Source organism: Bacillus cabrialesii, from assembly GCF_004124315.2.
GTDB lineage: Bacteria > Bacillota > Bacilli > Bacillales > Bacillaceae > Bacillus > Bacillus cabrialesii.
The window spans coordinates 1,513,529-1,530,974 of record NZ_CP096889.1 but is presented as its reverse complement, the minus strand read 5'-3'; the positions used below and the strand labels follow the sequence as shown (position 1 = coordinate 1,530,974).

Genomic DNA, 17,446 nt, shown 5'->3' with positions numbered 1-17,446 from the left:
TTTTTGTCTTATTTTATCGCTGTGCTGTATTGCGCTTTCACAAGCCCGGCATAGATGCCTCCTTTAGCAAGCAGCTGCTCATGGTTCCCTTCTTCCATTTTCTTGCCGTGATCAAGAACAATGATGCGGTCGGCGTCTCGGATCGTGGATAATCTGTGGGCGATCATCACTGCTGTACGCCCTTTCAGCAGTGTTTTTAGCGCCTGCTGAATTTTCACCTCGGTCTCTGTATCAATACTTGCCGTTGCTTCGTCGAGGATGATAATAGCTGGATCGGCGAGCAATGCTCTCGCAAAGGAAATAAGCTGGCGCTGTCCGGCAGACAAGACGCTTCCCCTTTCCTCCACCTCAGTTTGATATCCTTCTGTTAAACCAGAAATAAACTCATCCGCTCCGACCGCTTGGGCTGCTTTCATCACCTCTTCGTCTAAAGCATTCGGCCGTCCAAAACGAATATTTTCCATGATGGTCCCGGAGAAAATAAATGTATCTTGCAGCACAATGCTGATTTGCGAGCGCAAACTGGCAAGGGATAGATCCTGAATCGGAACACCGTCTATTTTAATAGTGCCTCCCGTGGCATCGTAAAAACGGCTGATTAAATTGGCGATCGTCGTTTTTCCGCTCCCCGTATGCCCGACAAGCGCAAGTGTCGAGCCCGCCGGGATAGAGAAGGAAACAGCGTGAAGGGCTTTTCGTTTTTCATCATACGAAAATTCAACCTCTTCAAAGCTGATCTCCCCATTTATCTTTTTCTTATGAATCGCATCCGGCTTCTCTTTGACATTTGGCTGTTCGTCCAGAAACTCAAAAATCCGTTCTGATGACGCCATCCCCATTAACAGCTGGTTATAGACCTGGCCCAGTCTGGAAATAGGTTCCCAAAACATGCCCAGATAAAAGGCAAAAGAAACAAAGACGCCAATCGTGATGGTTTCATTCATGATGAGCATAGCGCCATACCAAATCAAGACAGCCGTTCCAATCGCATTTGTCATTTCTACCAGCGGACGGAACATGGCATTTTTTCTTGTTGCTTCCCGCCATGATTGGTAGTTCTCCTGATTGACGCCGTCAAAATACGCCATATTTTCTTCTTCCTGCGTAAATGCCTGTGTGACACGGATTCCTTGAATGCATTCGTTCAGATGAGAGTTGAGCTTCGATTGTTTTAGACGTACCGTTTGCCAGGATCGGCGGATTTTTTTTCTGAGACTTGTTGAAATAAAAAACATAATCGGCAGTGTCACCATAATGGCGATCGTCAGCTCAGGGCTCAGCGTAAATAAAATGATGATCACGCCGGCCAGAAGCAGCAAGTCAGTCAATAGATTAATGACTCCGCTTGTAAAGAGCTCCTGAAGAGAATTGATATCATTCATAATCCTGACCAAGATTGATCCGGCCGACCGCTGATCAAAAAATCGGTGGGATAAGCGCTGCACATGGGTAAATAAATGCTGCCGCAAATCGTAAATGACATGCTGGCCAAGCTGATTCATCCATCTGATTCTTAACACATTGGCGGCATAATTGAGAATATATAAACCGCTAATGATAAAGATGAGCTGGATCAATAGCTCAGAGTTTCTCGCTGTAATGGCTTGATCGAGAACATAAACGCCGATCAGAATGGGAATCACAAGCTTTACAGCAGTCCCAATCAATACAGTGAGGAAAGAAAGCGGCAAAATTGTTTTCCGATACGGTTTAACATAGCTCAGCAGACGCCACATTTGAGCCCAGTTAAACGGCTTTTCAATGATTTCATCTGAAGAATAATAGAAACGCTCCAAAATCCCCTGTTTTTTTGCTTGTTTCATATGGCCCTCCCTATCCGACCTGATGCGGCTCATTGATCATTTTGACATCACGGTATTGCAAGTCGTAAATCTTTTTATAGTAGCCGCCTTTTTCAAGAAGCTCGTGATGTGTTCCCCTTTCACAAATACGCCCTTTATCAAAAACAAGAATTTCATCGGCGTGTTTCAGTGAAGAAATGCGGTGAGCGATGATAAAGGTTGTGCGGTTTTTCATGACTTCTTTTAAAGCAAGCTGTATGCTGTGCTCCGTTTGCATATCTACTGCGCTTGTGGCATCGTCCAATATTAAAATGTCCGGGTTCAAACAAATGGCTCTCGCAATGGCGATACGCTGCTTCTGTCCCCCGGAAAGCCCCATTCCCCTCTCTCCCAGCATGGTGTTATATCCATCAGGCAGCTCCATAATAAAGTCGTGAGCCTGCGCTCTTTTTGCCGCTTCGATGATGTCTTCCAGTGAGGCATCCGGCCTCCCGTACGAAATGTTTGATCGGATCGTAGATGAAAACAAAAAAGATTCTTGAAGTACAACCCCGATATGGGAACGAAGGGTTTTTAACGAATAATCTGTGATAGGTTTGTGATCAATGGTAATCATTCCGCCAACAGGACTGTAAAACCTGGTGAGGAGCTGTGTAACTGAGCTTTTGCCTGAACCTGTCGGGCCCAATAGTCCGATTACCTTCCCGCTGTTTGCCTCAAAGCTTACATTGCACAGCGCGTTTGTTTGTTCTTTTCCATATGCAAGAGAAACATTTTTGAAATGGACGCTGCCTATTAATTTTTGCTTATGCAAAGCATCAGCATGGTCTGCGATCTCTTCTTCTTTTTCGAGAATCTCCAAAAGGCGTTCACCTGACGCTTTTGCTTGCGAGAACATATTGATGACAAAACCTAAGTTCATAATCGGCCACATCATATAATTGACGAGGCTGAAAAAAGCGACAAGCTCACCGGGATTGAGCTGATTTTGCATGACCAGATAGCCGCCGTATGAGAGAAGAGCCACAATACAAATATTGCCGATGAACTCCATTAGAGGGAAATACGCAGACCAGATGGAGGATGTTTGTAAATACTGTGACCTGTATTCCGCGTTGGCTTTATTGAAAGTGCTGATCTGAAAATCTTCTCTGGAAAGTGATTTAACCGTGTTGATGCCACTGATATTTTCCTGAACTTTTGTATTGAGTTTCGCAAATGATTTGCGGATGCCTCTGAAGGCGGGATGAACTCTTTTGTCAAACTGATATACCGCAACAGCGAGAAATGGCAGAACAGCAATTGTCACAAGTGTAAGAGGAACAGAATAGTAAAACATGACCGACAGGCTGATAGCGACCAGCAAGCCGAATCGAATGAGCTCAGCGAGACCGTATGATAAGAAAAAACGAAGCCCTTCCACATCAGCTGTCAGCCTGGACATCAAATCACCTGTTTTCGCGTTATCATAATAAGAAAAAGAAAGGCGCTGCAGTTTTTCATACAGACCATTTCTCAGCCGATAAACGGATTTGATTCCGAACATATCACCTAAATATTGATGAAAAAAAGTGGCGGTTCCTTTCAGGGTCATTACCGCAATAAATCCTAAGCTGACCCATACCGCAAGCTGATACTGCCTCCCCAGCACGATTTCATCAATCGTAATTTGCAGGATAATCGGGTAAACGACAGTAATCGCAGTCATCAAAAGCATAGCCAGAAGCGACCATATAAACACTTTTCTGTACGGCCAATAAAACATTTTTAACCTTTTAAATGTCTCCATATCCAGCACCTTTCCTATTTTTATCAACTTCACTATATCGATACCCGAAATAAATTTCTATTGTTTCTTGAAAATTCAGTCTAATGATGGAATGAGTCTCTTACTTTATAGGGAGTCCATTATGTAGAATAAACGCTTACAGAAAATCATTGTATGCTGAAGATACGCGGGGATATGCAAATAACATACAAAAAACCGGATGGCTGAATGCCGTCCGGTTTTTTCATCCTCCGCTGACTGGCGGAATGATGGCTACCGTGTCACCTGAAGATACAGAGGTATTTTCTTTTACATAGCTTTCGTTAACGGCAATCATGGCTGTATCAATGGATTCGAGGCCGTATTGTTCTTTTAGTCTCGCTTTTATTTCGTCTGTCGTTGCTTGTTGCATATCTATTTCCAATGCTTGTGTGCCGGCCTGTTCGGCAAGCCCTGCAAATAAAAGTATTTTAATCATGCTGCTCTCCCTCGCTAAGGTCTGGTTTTCCGTTCGGATAAGCTGTTGTTTCAAGCTGGTCGCCAATCCATTGCTCACCGTCTTCCCAAATTTCTTTTTTCCAAATCGGCACAATCTGTTTAATTCGATCGATCGCATACTCATTGGCTTCATAAGCAGCTTTGCGATGAGGAGAAGATACAGCGATCACGACCGCTGCTTCACCGATATCCAGCACACCTATACGGTGCGTGATCGCAGCGGAAGCGCCTTCCCATTTTTCTTCGATTTCAGCGCCGATTTGAGCCAGCATCTGCACGGCCATCGGTTCATATGCCTCATATTCAAGCCGAACCGTTCTTTTTCCGTTTGTCCATTCCCGAACCGTGCCGATAAATGTCGTAATGGCCCCTGCTTCCCGTTTCTCCACTTTTTTGATGATGTCTTCAGTAATAATGGGTGTTTTCGTAATCTCAAACCGTTCCATTATGCAGATTCCTCCTTCAGCTGTGAAAGCACAAAATCCACGGCAGCCGGATCATCCGTATGAAAAACGGGTAATCCTTCGTGCTCTGTCATATGCTCTTTTTTTCTATAGATGATGGCGATTGTATTTACTGCCTGCAGCGCTTCTAAATCTTCCTTTTCCCTTAGTATAACCACTTTAGAATAAGGAGCTTTTTTAAAGCCTTCAATCAGAAGGCAGTCTGTTCCAAGAAACCGATATAACTCAATCAGCCGCGGCAAATCCCAGTTTCGGCGAGCTGTCAGCTGTAACATACCAGCACCTTCTACCGCCGTCACATCAGCACCTGCCGCTTCGTAACGGTCAGTGTCTTTCCCTTCAGTGAACGTTTGCGGCTCTCCTCCGTGACCGTGATGCTTCAGGCAGCCCAAATTGAGACCCTGTTCAGAGGCTTTTTTTAGAATACGCTCGATGAACGTTGTTTTCCCGCTGTTTTGAAACCCTACAACTTGGACGATCGGGAAAGGACGGACCAAGGCCATTCACTTCCATTCTCTTCTCTGATAAGCAGCACATGAACCGTTCTGCCCGATTCATATCCTCTCGTGCCGCCCGGCAGGATAATAAACGCATTTGCTTCTGCAAGTGACGTGACGGAGCTGGACTTATCTAATCCGACGGGTTCCGCCAACAGCTTCCCTTCCTGATGGTGCACGAACGCACGAACAAATCGGGTAAATGGGTTCGGCTTCGGAAAATCCTTTGTCAAAACTGCTTCCGCGCAAATCGAATGCGGTTTTTCGTTGAGCAGCCACGTCTGGATCATCGGTTTAACAAACAGTTCAAAGCCGACATAGCATGCCGACGGGTTGCCTGACAGGCCAAACAGCAGCATATCGTTTGCATGCGCAACCGTTGTTACGCTGCCCGGGCGCATGGCAACTTTGTTAAAGAGCACGTCCGCTCCGAGTTTTTCATAGATCGCAGGCAAAAAGTCAAAATCACCCACCGACACACCGCCAGTTGTGATCAAAAAATCAACCTTTTTCATCGCTTCTTTGACGGCGGCGAAGCTTTTATCCAGATCATCGGAAATTTTCCCCAAATAAAGCGGCGAAGCGCCTGCTTCTATCACTTGCGCATAGACCATACTCGCATTGCTGTTGCGGATTTTCCCCGGCTCAAGCGGATCACTGACATTCAGCAATTCGGTACCGGTTGCGATAATCCCGACAACAGGCTTTCTCACGACAGTCACAGATGCGTATCCGAAGGTTGCCAAAAGCGCAGTCACTCCCGGTGTCACTCGGGTGCCCTTTCTCAATAAAACACTCCCTTTTTGAGCGTCTTCACCTGTTTTTGAAATATTATCCCCCGGCTGAAAGCGGCGTTTTAAAGACATAAACGCCTTCCCATTCTCCTCAAAAGTTTGAGTCAGTTCAATCATGACGACCGCATCTGCCCCTTCAGGGATTTGCGCGCCGGTCATAATCCGAACGGCCTGAAACGGGCCAAGTTCTTTTTCAGATACAGCCCCCGCTCCAATGTGGTCAACGACCTCAAACCGAACTGGGTTTTCACGTGAAGCTTCAGCCGTATCGCACGCTCTGACAGCAAAACCGTCGTATGGCGAACGGTCAAATGCGGGTACGTGGTGATCTGCTGTTACGTCTTCAGCTAAAAATCGATGAAGGCTGTCTTCAAGCGCCACCCATTCTGTTTCCCCTTGTTTTTGAAAATGGCAGACACGCCGAACTGCCTCGTCTACCGGTATCGGTGTTCTTTTCTCCAGCATTCTGACCCCTCCAGTTGTTACAATCCAATTACTCTTGCCAACACGGAATTGGCTTCTTTCACATCATTTGTTCCATGCACCAGTGCCCGTCCATCATTGAAAATGACGATTCTGAAATCCTCATAAAAAATATGCAGCAAAAACGCATTGGCCTCGACCTTGCCAATTGTTTTCAGCCGATTGATGAGCTCCTGTTTCGGAATTCTTTTTAATGACTCCGACCTTATCTGAACTGTATCACGGCCGCACAGTACAGCGGCTCTTGGTGTGTTCCAGTCTTGGAGATACGGATAAACCGCATGCGCTCCGCAAGACGGGCAATCCTCACGGCGTACATGATTAACATTAATGTTCATATGCGAGTTGTTCCAGACATCAAACGTTACAAAACTCCTCTGTATCGCTTCTTTTTGCCCTGTTAACAACTTTAACGCCTCAGCCTGCTGATAGGCGGAAACAATATGCACAGCGGGCGGAATGATGCCGGCCGTATCACACGTCGCCCCCCCTACAGGAATTTGCTCAAACAAACAAGACAGACAAGGCGTCTCTCCCGGAATAATCGTCATATACATCCCTTGGCTGCTTACACAAGCGCCATAGACCCACGGTGTCTTTGTTTTCTGGGCTAGATCATTTATCAGCATGCGGGTTTCAAAATTATCTGTCGCGTCGATCACGACATCTGCTTTTTCAATCAGCGGCTCTAGCGTTTCTGCCGTTCCTTCGGCCACATGAGCTTCAATATGTATTCCGCTGTTAATCATTAAGAGATGCTCTTTGGCAGCCATAGCTTTCGGCATGCGGAGCTTGGCATCGCTTTCTGTATAAAGCTGCTGCCTTTGCAGATTACTCCACTCCACATAGTCACGGTCAATAATGGTAATGGTGCCGACTCCGGCTCTCGCAAGTCCTTCAGCTCCTGCAGTGCCAAGCGCTCCCGCTCCGACAACCAGAACATGGCTGTCTGCCAGTCTTTTCTGGCCCTCTTCCCCTATTTGCTTAAATCTGATTTGCCGTGAATAACGCTCCTCCATCAAATTCGTTCTCCTTATCTTTTATGCCATCTTAACATGTTTTTGCCCCGTCAGTCCCGCCTGAAGGAGTGCGTTTTTTCTTCCAAACACCTAAAATCATCACGTGTATTGATGTTGATGAACTCCGCCGGATCTGCCCCAATCTCTTCAGCCTGTACGTAACAAACCGAAATTCGGTCTAACAAATCCGATATTCTTAATCTCTTCTTAGATAGCTGATCATACAGGATAGGCATAATTCGTTTATGGTACATTGCAATCAATGGCTGCTCCCGCCCCTCTGAAATCGGGACGACCGCGTCTGTAGCGGCAGTCATCAAACGCTCGAGCTCCACCATCGTCCTTCTTTGTATCAGCGGAGTGTCACAAGAAAGAACAGTATAAAGATCACCGTCTGTCTTTTTAAAAGCGGTATATATACCAGCCAATGGCCCCATGCCTTGAAAAGGCTCAGCATCTTGATATACTTCATTTTCACCGTTTTCTTGAAATCTATCAATAAACTCAGGGCGGCTGATGATAACCGTCTGTTCTCCAAGCGCCTTTTTGGCCCATTCGTAAAACATCTGGCCCTTCCATTTCACAAACGCCTTCGGCTCTCCGAAGCGCCGTGAGGCTCCTCCAGCCAGCAATACGTTTATATGCTCCATGTCATCTCACCTCTAGTTTGTTAAAAGCATAGCAAAAGCAAAGTCTCCACGCCACTGCTTGTCTGTTTATTAAAGAGGAATAGCTGTTCAGTATTTGCATATTGTAGTGTTAACATCATGAGGGAGATGGTTCGAATGAAAAGATCAGGTCCTTTTTTCCATGACGTGTCTCAGGAGAACCTTTATTTAAAGTCAGAGCTTTCAAGGTGTCATAAGCTGATTGCCGAACTTGAAGCAAGCTACTTCCATCAGAAAAATAACAAACTGCTCAAAGAAAATAACGATATGAAAGAAAAACTCCAGCAGCTGTCTGCCGAATTAACAAACATGTCAACGAAAGAAAAACACGCCTCCCATACCAGCCATACCCTGCATCAAATAAGAGCTGAACTGCTTGATAAAATCGTTGCTTTGCAGGAGCTTCTTTCTGCTGAAACCTACAAACGAAAAGCCGAAATCCAAGAAAAACATAAACTTCATATCGCTAAAATTAAAATTGAAGAAGAAAATAAACATCTGCATCAACGAATCAGCCATCTTCAGGCCTCTATTGAGCAGGAACAGAACGCACTGCTTCAGGCAAAACAGCAAAACGACTTAATAAAAGCCGAAAACGGCCGTCTAAAAGAGCAAATGGTAGAAAAAGAATATCAGCTAAAACATATCAAAATAGAAGTTGATCATATGAAAGACCGAATCATAGAAACGAAAGAAAGGCTGCTCGAAATAGAAAAAACGAAAGAAAAATTATTTCACGAAACTATTATATCGTATAAACGGCAGCTTGATGAAAGCGATACCTGGATTGCTTCTCATTTTGCCGATATTGATGGCGGCACGAAACAAAAAGAAAAAACGGAAGAAGAAGCTCCAGCGGTCTACACGCAGCCAAATCATGTAGAAACCATACTTGAAGATGTCACAAAACAGATACATGTGCTTCAAAAACAGCTTGCCAGCGCCCAATCATCAGACCAGGCCATGAGCCATACAATCGAAGAGCTGAAAAGCAGAGCCGCGGTAGAAAAGCCTTATCAAAAGTGGGTGTATAAGCTTAACCTTGAAAAAGAAAACAAAGCTTCACAGAAAAAACCTCAATAAAAAAACTGCTTGAGCCATGCCAAGCAGTTTTTCTGTGTATTTATTCATTTGCAGATTCAGCTGATTCTACAGATTCAATTTCGCCTTCTAAAATGTACTGGCCGCGATACGGCTTTTTCACTTCCGGATACATTTTAATTAAGCTTTGCATAAACGTTGTCATATTAGGAATTTCAAGACCGCTTTCTTTTTCAATCTCCTTTTGAAGCTCGGAGCTCTTAATCGCCGCGTTGTGGCGTTTTAATGTTTTAATGGCAGCTTCACGCAGCTTAGCTGCTTTTGACCCCGGTCTTGCCGTTCCTCTTCTTCTTCGCGTTGTTCCGTCTGGTATACCGGCAGGAAGAGAGGAAATAGATTGAAGCTGAGGCTGAACAGACTGCTGCTGTGATTGCGGCTGATAGCTTCTGATTTCCTGAGCCGCTAGCTCAGCGAGAACCGGCAGAGAGTCTGGTTTTTTTTCAGAACGGAAATCCTTTTTGATCTCGGAAGGGCTTCCATTTCTGTCCAGCTCTCTTAATTTTGCGTATATTTTATCACGTTCAATTTGATATTCACGAATGACTTTCACTTCAGCTTCATTTAACTGTTCTAACCGCAAGCGCAAAGCTTCTCTTTCATTAAACATTCCTCAATGTACCCCCTATCAAAATTAACATCTTTAATTAAGATATTAGATTACAAAAGTAATTTTATCAACTATTATTTTAGCATTTTACTATTATATTTACTCTATGAAAAATTCCTTATTTTCTGAAAAAGTTTTATTTTTCAAAAGAATCCTTTATTCTCAAGGGATCAAGGGTCTTCCGAGTTCATTTGGTATAATGTTGAAAATATATATTTTGCTTACTTTTTTATTGAAATTTAGTGTAATATCTACAATTTTCGAGTTATGGGCTATGAAATTTATCTAAAATTGAGGAAAAACATCAAAAATTAGCTGTTTTTTTAGCGTATCCCTCAAACAAGCCATCATTTCTCATGCCCAAATTTGGAAAAATAAGCTTCTTACTTCTTTGATTATCTTCTTAAACAAATAAAAAAACCTGATGAAATCAGGTTTTGATGAAGAACTATTCAGATGCCTGTTCTGTTTCACCCAGAACGCGATTCACACGTTTTTCAAGCATTTTCATACCGCTCCCGCCAGCTTGGAAGTGACGGAGCTGTCCTGTTTGATCAAACACATAATATGCAGGCACATATTCATTTTCAAATGCATCGGTTAAAGCATGATCATTGTCGACAAAAATCGGCTGAGTGATGTCATGTTCAGCAGCTATCTCTTTAATTTTGCCGAGGTCAAGATCATCTTCGGAACGAGGCATATGCACAGCTACAACGTTCAGTTTATCTTGATATTTATCTCGAAATTCATTCACTTGCGGCATCGCTTCTTTGCACAGATGGCAGCTGATGGACCAGAAATGAATAAGTGTCGGTTTTTCCCCGATCAATTGCTCTCTCGTAACTTCACCGTTGAACCAGGCTGTTTCCCCAGTCAATTCAGGCATCGGCTGACGTAATTTCATTGCTTTTCCCTCCTATTAAACAGAAAGGCCTAACGATAATGTCAGACCCTTTTTCGTTCTTAGAAAGATTAAAGTGTTTTTTGGCCTGGTTTCCAGTTGGCCGGGCAGAGTCCCCCAGTTTGAAGCGCTTGAAGAACACGAAGCGTTTCATCAACGTCACGGCCAATGTTGTTATGGAAAACAGTTTGATATTGGAGCTCGCCTTCAGGATTAATAATAAACAATCCGCGCAGGGCCACACCTTCTTCTTCGATTAAAACACCATATTCACGGGATACCTCGTGGTTTGTATCAGCAGCAAGCGGATATTTCAGCTGGCCAAGGCCGTTTTCTTTGCGGTCTGTATTAATCCACGCCAAATGAGTATGGATTGTATCAGTTGAAACCCCGATGACTTCAGCATCAAGATCTTCGAATTCGTCATAGCGGTCAGACATTGCTGTGATTTCCGTCGGACAAACAAAAGTGAAGTCCATTGGATAGAAAAACAGCACTGTCCATTTATCACTTTTCATGTTTTCCTCAAGACTTACTTTGCCAAATTCTTTACTTGCAAGGACTGCTTCCATTTCAAAACGAGGAGCTTGTTTACCTACCATACGTTCTGGCATATGTATCCCTCCAATTTATAGTTTGGCTTAAAAGCCGAATTCACATGAAAATAAAGGATGTCTACCCATATTTCGTTAATAACATCACAATGCCCATTATATAGTAGCGGATTTTCCGAGTCAATTTTTAACAAATCATGTATGTCTTTGGCTTCGACATTTTCGATTAAAACGTTTAACATGTTCATGTATAGGGTAACTAATCCCAATGTGCAGCAATCAATTCAGAAAAGGGGCTCCAACATGGATTTTATTAAACAATACGATTGGGCGGGACTGATTACAAATGCCGGTGTTCTGCTCATTAAACTCATCATTATGATATTGCTCTATTTTATTGTTCGATCATTAGGCATGAAAATCATTAAACATCTGTTTGCAAAATTCGAGGAGCAAAACAGCTTGTCTATCGGACGTGCACATACGCTCCGAAGCCTGACTCTTAATATATTTGCTTACATATTAATTTTTATATTCTTCGTCATGATTCTGGATTTGTTTCATTACGATCCAAGCGCTCTTTTAGCGGGAGCAGGAATCGTCGGACTGGCTGTCGGATTTGGCGCCCAAGGGCTTGTCAGCGACATCGTGACAGGTTTTTTTATTTTGCTTGAAAAACAATTGGATGTGGGAGATTATATTACCGTTTCCACCTTTGACGGAATTGTTGAGCAGGTTGGTTTAAGAACAACTCAAATCCGCAGCTTCGATGGGACACTGCATTACATCCCCAACAGAAACATTACAAACGTGAGCAATCATTCCCGGGGAACAATGCAGGCACTTGTTGACATTAAAGTGCCGGCTGAAAGAAACATTGATGAAATGATTCACATTTTACAGCAAGTATGTGATGAAACGGCAGCCGCTCTCCCTCAAATAAAAGAAGGCCCTAATGTCATTGGGATTCAAGAACTGGGGACTTCTGAAATTGTGATCAGAGTCATCGCCAAAACAGAAAATATGGAACAGTGGCGAGTGGAGCGAGTGCTTAGAAAGGAAATAAAAACCGCGCTTGACCGAGCTTTTCCGAAAGAAACAGAATAAATAAAAGAACCGAAGCGTTTTGCTTCGGTTTTTCATTTACTGAATTCTGCTTTCAACTTCGCTGCAAATTTCTTCAGCAGTCATTCCGGAAGCTGTAATGACAGGTGCTTGAGTTACCGTATCAGCTATCCCTTGCACATTATTATCAAGACCCGTTACTACACAGCAGTCACAGCCTTTTGCATCGGAAGGGCTTTTCATCATTACAACGTCATATCCTTTTTCTTTTAATGCAGCTTCTACATCTGATAACGATTGTTCAATTCCAATTTTTTTAGCCATTATTGAACACCTCCGTTTACTAGAGTGCTCATTTCATGGAATTTTATTCTTTCATTTGTACTTAATTGGCATAAACAGAAAAATAACCTGTCATGACATTAACCGCTGTTTCTATCGCATTTTCATCGGGATTCAGCTTAGCGTGATGAAGCCCGTGTTCAGAATCAGCGCCGAGCCAGAACATGAAGCCAGGATATTTTTTCAGCATGTAGCCAAAATCCTCTCCGGTCATTGCTTCTTTTGCTTCAATTACTGTCGCCAGTTGATGTTCAGCAACAAAAGACATAAATTCTTCTGTCAATCCGCTTGTATTGTAAACTTGGTGATACACAGAGGGATAAGTCACCTTTCCTTTGCAGCGGAACCCGATTTCGATTCCTTTCACTAGATCTTCAATCCGTTCCTTTACCTTCTTCATCGATTCTTCAGAAAGCGTACGGATCGTCCCTTCAAGATGGGCCGTTTCCGCAATGATATTTTGCGCTGAGCCTCCTGTAATTGTACCGACTGTTATAACGGCGCTGTCCAGAGGATCAGTATTTCTTGAAATAATTGTTTGCAGCTGGGTGACAAGTGTGCTTGCTGCTACAACCATATCCTCGGCCAAATGCGGATAGGCCGCATGCCCCCCTTTCCCTTCCAGATCGATGACAAGCTCTGATGTATTCGCAAAAAGAAGACCGCTTTTTGTCGCGATGGTGCCTACCGGCAGCTCTGGAGCAATATGCAGCGCAGTGATCAAATCAGGCTGCCACTTTTTTAATACATCGCTCTCAAGCATTGGTTCCGCACCGCCAGGTCCTTCCTCTGCCGGCTGAAACAGAAAGAGCAAATCATGTTTGACCGGATGGTTGACAAAATGGTCAATAATGCCGAGTGCAATCGTCATATGCAAATCGTGTCCGCAGGCGTGCATGTTGCCGTGATGCTCTGAAGCGAATGGAAGACCGGTTTGCTCTTCAATAGAAAGCGCGTCGATATCAGCTCTGTATGCCAGCATTTTTTCCGGTGCCGTCCCGTTCACCTTTACAAAAAGCCCTGTTCGCCATTTCTCAATTTCAATTCTGTCTTGCGGATATTGTTTCAAGACATTTAATAAATACTGCTGGGTTTTGAACTCCTGAAATCCAAGCTCCGGTATACGGTGCAAATCTCTGCGGATTGCGATGAGCTCCTCTTTCTTCATCTTCATTCCTCCTGCCTATACGAATAAGGCGTGGATATATCATCCACGCCTTTTTTATCAAACCATTCCTTACAGCTGGCGTAATTCCTGCTTGATTTCGGTTTTGCCTTTTGTTTTCTCATCAATGTCTTTGATTTTTTTAGCAGGTGTTCCTGCAACGACAGTGTATGGCTCAACATCGTTTACTACGATCGCGCCCGCAGCAACAACGGCTCCTTTACCTACTGTTACACCTTCAAGCACAACAGCATTAGCGCCGATTACAACGTCGTCTTCAATGACAACCGGTTTAGCGGATGGCGGCTCAATAACGCCCGCAAGTACGGAACCCGCACCGATATGGCAGTTTTTACCTACAGTAGCTCGTCCGCCAAGGACAACGTTCATATCAATCATTGTGCCTTCGCCGATGACTGAACCGATATTGATAGAAGCACCCATCATGATGACTGCGTTATCACCGATTTCAACTTGGTCGCGGATGATCGCGCCCGGCTCGATACGCGCTTTAATATTTTTAAGGTCAAGCATTGGGATCGCAGAATTACGGCGGTCATTTTCAACCACATAATCTTCGATTTTGCTTTGATTTTCTTCAATTGCTGTTTGGATTTCGCTCCATTCGCCGAAAACGACTCCAGAGTTTCCGTTGATAAAAGCTTTCGCAGATTCGCCGAAATTGATTCCTTCGAGCTCACCTTTCACGTAAACTTTCACAGGTGTAGATTTTGTACTATTTTGAATAAATGAAATAATTTCATTTGCGTCCATCATTTTCATATGTAAAGTCCTCCTCCTGATTTTCTACCTCATTACTGTATCAAAGGAAAGATACAAAGACAAGAAAAAAAGGAACAGCAGCTTTAGCAGTTCCCATTGGGTGATCAGACAGCGCATCCGCTTTTCTTTGCGAATTGTCTCCCGAACTCCATTAATTCTTCCTCTTCTTCACCTTCTGGATTATTTTCAATTTTTACTGAAGGCAGCACAATGTCGCCTCCGCGTTCTTTTATTTTTGCTTCGAGTGTATCAACTGCTCCGCAGAAAAATTCATATGCTGTATCACCGGAACCGAATACGGCGCATGTTTTCCCGGAAAAATCAATTTCATCCATATCTTCAGCAAGGTCTAAAAATTCATCGGGCAGATCTCCGTCTCCCCACGTATAGGTTCCCATAATAATATGATCATATTCGTTAAACAGCTGTGCATCATCAATATCCATCGCTTCGAAACGGTCTGCTTCCGCTTCCGCCTCCTGAAGCCCTTTCTCAATCAAATCTGCCATTGCTTCAGTGTTGCCTGACATTGTTGCATAAACGAGCAAAATCTTCCCCAATTCCTTATTCCTCCTCTAATGGATCATTGCAGAAACTTCATACGGCTGGACAAATTTACATTCATACAAGCCTGCACAAAAGAAATTCTCTTTCTGATTGGCTACTCTCCATCCATGCCCCTTAATGGTATCGAACCATTTTAACGCCCGGGCTTCGAGATCGGCCTGGTAAATTCTCGAATACCCATTTTCATCTTGTGTTGCTGTGACATATATAATCCCATCATCCTCTGATATATCAAGAAATGATTCTTCTTTTCTGATCATGCTAGATTGTATGGTGAATTCTTCATCAGTCAAAATATTCCGTACAGTGACAGCACCGTGCTTTCCTTTCACAGAACCCATCGCCGCCACCAGCCAATTTTCTTTAAACACGAGCATGGATGCCGTCATCCGGTTTTCCTCTTTCTTAACGATTTGGACAGTATCACGTGTAAAGTCGTAAGCCCAAATGCCTCCAAAATATTCATGTATTTGCGTGCCGATGAAAAGACTGTCTCCATGCAGGCACAACGAACGGATAACAGGCGGGTGATCAAATTCCGCAAAAGGTTTGGCTACGCGCCATGAAACCCCGAAATCATCCGATACATAAATGCAATGCTTGCCATGGGCGCAGACAAACCCGTCGTTTCGGCCGGTAATCGCCCACACTGTTGCATTTGTCGGAAAGCTCGACATCGTCCAGGTTTTCCCTTCGTCAGACGAACGAATGACCGTTCCCTTTTCACCAACGCCAAATAAGTAAGGCCCTATGTAGCTGATGCAATGTATTTTGCTTTTCAAACGAAAAAGCTTTCTCCAGCCCTGCTCCAAGGAATAATGAAAAATGCCTTCTCTTTGTACCGCCACAAAATAACCAGAAAATGCAGATGCCGTGACAGCAGTCGCTCCTTTATGAAACATGGCTTTTTTCCTTATTCATATAATCAGCCCAAGCAAGAAAACCTTTCGCAAACGCCCGGCAGCTTTCCACATCTTCATCTGTTTCAGGTGCAAGTTCGATTTTCAATGTTTCCTGGTAAACAGCGGCTCCCGCCTCTTGCAGCATGGAACTGAACAAATTGACCGCTTCACAAAACTTTGGATATGAATAATCTCCAGAGCCGAAGCAGGCTGTTTTTAAGCCATTAAGCTGAAGCTGTTTGACCTCTTCAAAAAAATCTTCCGCTTCGTAAGGCAAATCGCCATCGCCCCATGTATAGGAGCCAATCAGCACATAATCGTAGGATGTCAAAGCAGTTACATCTACATCATCTATCTCGATACAGTCAATGTCCAACTCATTTTCTTGAAGTGTATCTCTTATAATCACAGCAATGTCTTCTGTATTTCCTGACATGCTGGCATATGTAATCAAGGCTTTAGCCATGTTATCACCTCATCAATTGATAATGATTTTCAATATCATATGTATCACTTTAAATGATAATGATTTTCATTGTCAATACATAAATAAAAAAAGACAGCATATCGCTGTCTTTAAAATGGATTTTCCTGATCAAGCATATCCTTTATCACTTGAACAAAAGCTTGAACTTGCTTCAGCTCAAAGGCAGGTTCATAGCCTAATAGCCATGTATCCCTTCCAATCGGATGCTCTTTCGTGTCTAATAAAGGCATTTTATTGACTTTATCTTCATTCTGAAGAGTAACAGACGGCAAAATGGCATAACCGATTCCGTGCAGCGCCATCTGTTTGCACGTTTCAATCTGATCAACCAATATCGTCTGTTTTGGCGACGTTTTAAATTTTTGATGCCACCAGTGCTGAATTTCCTGAAAATAAGTGCTGTCGCTTTTAAACTGGATAAACGGCCGTTCTGTATGGGCGATATCTTCGATGCAGGAAATTTCAGTGTCCACTAAATACAGATGATCTGTCATTAAGTAGTCTTTACGGCCCTTCCATTCAGGATTTCCTCTTATAATTCCGATATGAACCTGATCTTCATATAAGCTTTTCAGCATTTCGCTGCTCCAGCCGGTAATGAGAGAGACCTTTGCATTCGGATACTTTTCCACATACGTCTTCAGGACTTTTGGGAGCCAATGCTGACCGATTATAGAGGCGACGGCAAGCTTCAATGTGCCGTGAATCTCACCTTCAAGCTCATCAATATTTTCTCTTATTCTTTCTTGCTCTAACGTTACATCATTCGCAAACTGAATGATTTTCTCACCGGCCGGCGTTACCGTTAACCCTTTTTGGGATCTTAAAAAGATTTTTGTGCCCCACGCCTTTTCAATTGTTTGTAATCGCTGAGATAAAGCCGGCTGAGATACAAAAAGCCGTTCCGCCGCCTTTCTCATATTTAACTCCTCAGCTAAAACTACGAGCATATGAAGCTCTTGAAGCTGCATGTCGT

20 protein-coding genes are annotated in these 17,446 nt (G+C 43.5%); 2 read left to right on the top strand and 18 right to left on the bottom strand.

The features are described 5' to 3' along the window. Positions 1-8: 8 nt before the first annotated feature. The 8 genes from EFK13_RS07960 to EFK13_RS07925 form a co-directional block, all read right to left on the bottom strand. A complete protein-coding gene (locus tag EFK13_RS07960) occupies positions 9-1,823 on the bottom strand; it encodes an ABC transporter ATP-binding protein (protein ID WP_129505850.1) in 1,815 nt (604 codons plus the stop codon). 10 nt (positions 1,824-1,833) lie between these two features. Then, positions 1,834-3,591: an ABC transporter ATP-binding protein gene (locus tag EFK13_RS07955; protein WP_129505851.1), complete on the bottom strand. Its 1,758-nt coding sequence runs from the start codon at positions 3,589-3,591 to the stop codon at positions 1,834-1,836. 223 nt (positions 3,592-3,814) lie between these two features. Continuing rightward, positions 3,815-4,048, bottom strand: coding sequence for a molybdopterin converting factor subunit 1 (gene moaD, locus EFK13_RS07950; protein ID WP_075745803.1), 234 nt, complete (start codon positions 4,046-4,048; stop codon positions 3,815-3,817). Further along, on the bottom strand, positions 4,041-4,514 hold the full coding sequence (locus tag EFK13_RS07945) for a molybdenum cofactor biosynthesis protein MoaE (RefSeq protein ID WP_129505852.1): 474 nt from the start codon (positions 4,512-4,514) through the stop codon (positions 4,041-4,043). Before EFK13_RS07945 ends, moaD begins: the two co-directional genes overlap by 8 nt. Further along, positions 4,514-5,035, bottom strand: a complete 522-nt coding sequence (mobB, locus tag EFK13_RS07940) for a molybdopterin-guanine dinucleotide biosynthesis protein B (RefSeq protein ID WP_129505853.1) — start codon at positions 5,033-5,035, stop codon at positions 4,514-4,516. Before mobB ends, EFK13_RS07945 begins: the two co-directional genes overlap by 1 nt. Then, the gene (locus EFK13_RS07935; RefSeq protein ID WP_129505854.1) at positions 4,996-6,288 is read right to left on the bottom strand and encodes a molybdopterin molybdotransferase MoeA; all 1,293 of its coding nucleotides are present in this window, start codon (positions 6,286-6,288) and stop codon (positions 4,996-4,998) included. Before EFK13_RS07935 ends, mobB begins: the two co-directional genes overlap by 40 nt. 17 nt (positions 6,289-6,305) lie before the next feature. Next, positions 6,306-7,325: a molybdopterin-synthase adenylyltransferase MoeB gene (locus tag EFK13_RS07930; protein WP_129505855.1), complete on the bottom strand. Its 1,020-nt coding sequence runs from the start codon at positions 7,323-7,325 to the stop codon at positions 6,306-6,308. 50 nt (positions 7,326-7,375) lie between these two features. Beyond that, positions 7,376-7,975 carry a molybdenum cofactor guanylyltransferase gene (locus EFK13_RS07925; protein WP_129505856.1) on the bottom strand — a complete coding sequence of 200 codons (600 nt, stop codon included), beginning with the start codon at positions 7,973-7,975 and terminating at the stop codon, positions 7,376-7,378. Positions 7,976-8,110: 135 nt separating this feature from the next. Between EFK13_RS07925 and EFK13_RS07920 the strand changes: the two genes are divergently transcribed. Beyond that, positions 8,111-9,076 (top strand): coiled-coil domain-containing protein, encoded by a 966-nt coding sequence (locus EFK13_RS07920; protein WP_129505857.1) that lies wholly within the window; start codon positions 8,111-8,113, stop codon positions 9,074-9,076. A 40-nt stretch (positions 9,077-9,116) separates the two neighbouring features. Here the strand turns inward: EFK13_RS07920 and rok are convergent, their stop codons facing one another. The 3 genes from rok to ahpA all read right to left on the bottom strand — a co-directional run bounded on the left by rok (position 9,117) and on the right by ahpA (position 11,219). Further along, complete coding sequence (gene rok / locus EFK13_RS07915) at positions 9,117-9,701, bottom strand: transcriptional regulator Rok (protein ID WP_129505858.1); 585 nt, start codon at positions 9,699-9,701, stop codon at positions 9,117-9,119. Between the two features lie 448 nt (positions 9,702-10,149). Further along, positions 10,150-10,608, bottom strand: coding sequence for a thiol-disulfide oxidoreductase YkuV (gene ykuV / locus EFK13_RS07910; protein ID WP_119997055.1), 459 nt, complete (start codon positions 10,606-10,608; stop codon positions 10,150-10,152). 68 nt (positions 10,609-10,676) lie between these two features. Beyond that, on the bottom strand, positions 10,677-11,219 hold the full coding sequence (gene ahpA, locus EFK13_RS07905) for a biofilm-specific peroxidase AhpA (RefSeq protein ID WP_129505859.1): 543 nt from the start codon (positions 11,217-11,219) through the stop codon (positions 10,677-10,679). 243 nt (positions 11,220-11,462) lie between these two features. On the opposite strand from ahpA, the gene mscT reads away from it, so the two are divergent. Further along, a complete protein-coding gene (gene mscT / locus EFK13_RS07900) occupies positions 11,463-12,266 on the top strand; it encodes a small-conductance mechanosensitive channel protein MscT (RefSeq protein WP_064813001.1) in 804 nt (267 codons plus the stop codon). 36 nt (positions 12,267-12,302) lie between these two features. On the opposite strand, the gene EFK13_RS07895 is transcribed toward mscT, so the two are convergent. From EFK13_RS07895 to ccpC, 7 genes are all read right to left on the bottom strand, one after another. Beyond that, positions 12,303-12,548: a YkuS family protein gene (locus EFK13_RS07895; RefSeq protein WP_075745784.1), complete on the bottom strand. Its 246-nt coding sequence runs from the start codon at positions 12,546-12,548 to the stop codon at positions 12,303-12,305. A gap of 61 nt (positions 12,549-12,609) precedes the next feature. Further along, on the bottom strand, positions 12,610-13,734 hold the full coding sequence (locus EFK13_RS07890) for an N-acetyldiaminopimelate deacetylase (protein WP_129505860.1): 1,125 nt from the start codon (positions 13,732-13,734) through the stop codon (positions 12,610-12,612). A gap of 69 nt (positions 13,735-13,803) precedes the next feature. Then, on the bottom strand, positions 13,804-14,514 hold the full coding sequence (dapD, locus tag EFK13_RS07885) for a 2,3,4,5-tetrahydropyridine-2,6-dicarboxylate N-acetyltransferase (RefSeq protein ID WP_075745780.1): 711 nt from the start codon (positions 14,512-14,514) through the stop codon (positions 13,804-13,806). Between the two features lie 104 nt (positions 14,515-14,618). After that, a complete protein-coding gene (locus EFK13_RS07880; protein WP_075745778.1) occupies positions 14,619-15,074 on the bottom strand; it encodes a flavodoxin in 456 nt (151 codons plus the stop codon). A 15-nt stretch (positions 15,075-15,089) separates the two neighbouring features. Beyond that, positions 15,090-15,983: an exo-alpha-sialidase gene (locus EFK13_RS07875; protein ID WP_129505861.1), complete on the bottom strand. Its 894-nt coding sequence runs from the start codon at positions 15,981-15,983 to the stop codon at positions 15,090-15,092. Next, the gene (locus tag EFK13_RS07870; RefSeq protein WP_129505862.1) at positions 15,973-16,449 is read right to left on the bottom strand and encodes a flavodoxin; all 477 of its coding nucleotides are present in this window, start codon (positions 16,447-16,449) and stop codon (positions 15,973-15,975) included. Before EFK13_RS07870 ends, EFK13_RS07875 begins: the two co-directional genes overlap by 11 nt. Before the next feature lie 110 nt (positions 16,450-16,559). Further along, a complete protein-coding gene (gene ccpC, locus EFK13_RS07865) occupies positions 16,560-17,441 on the bottom strand; it encodes a transcriptional regulator CcpC (protein ID WP_129505863.1) in 882 nt (293 codons plus the stop codon). Positions 17,442-17,446 lie beyond the last annotated feature (5 nt).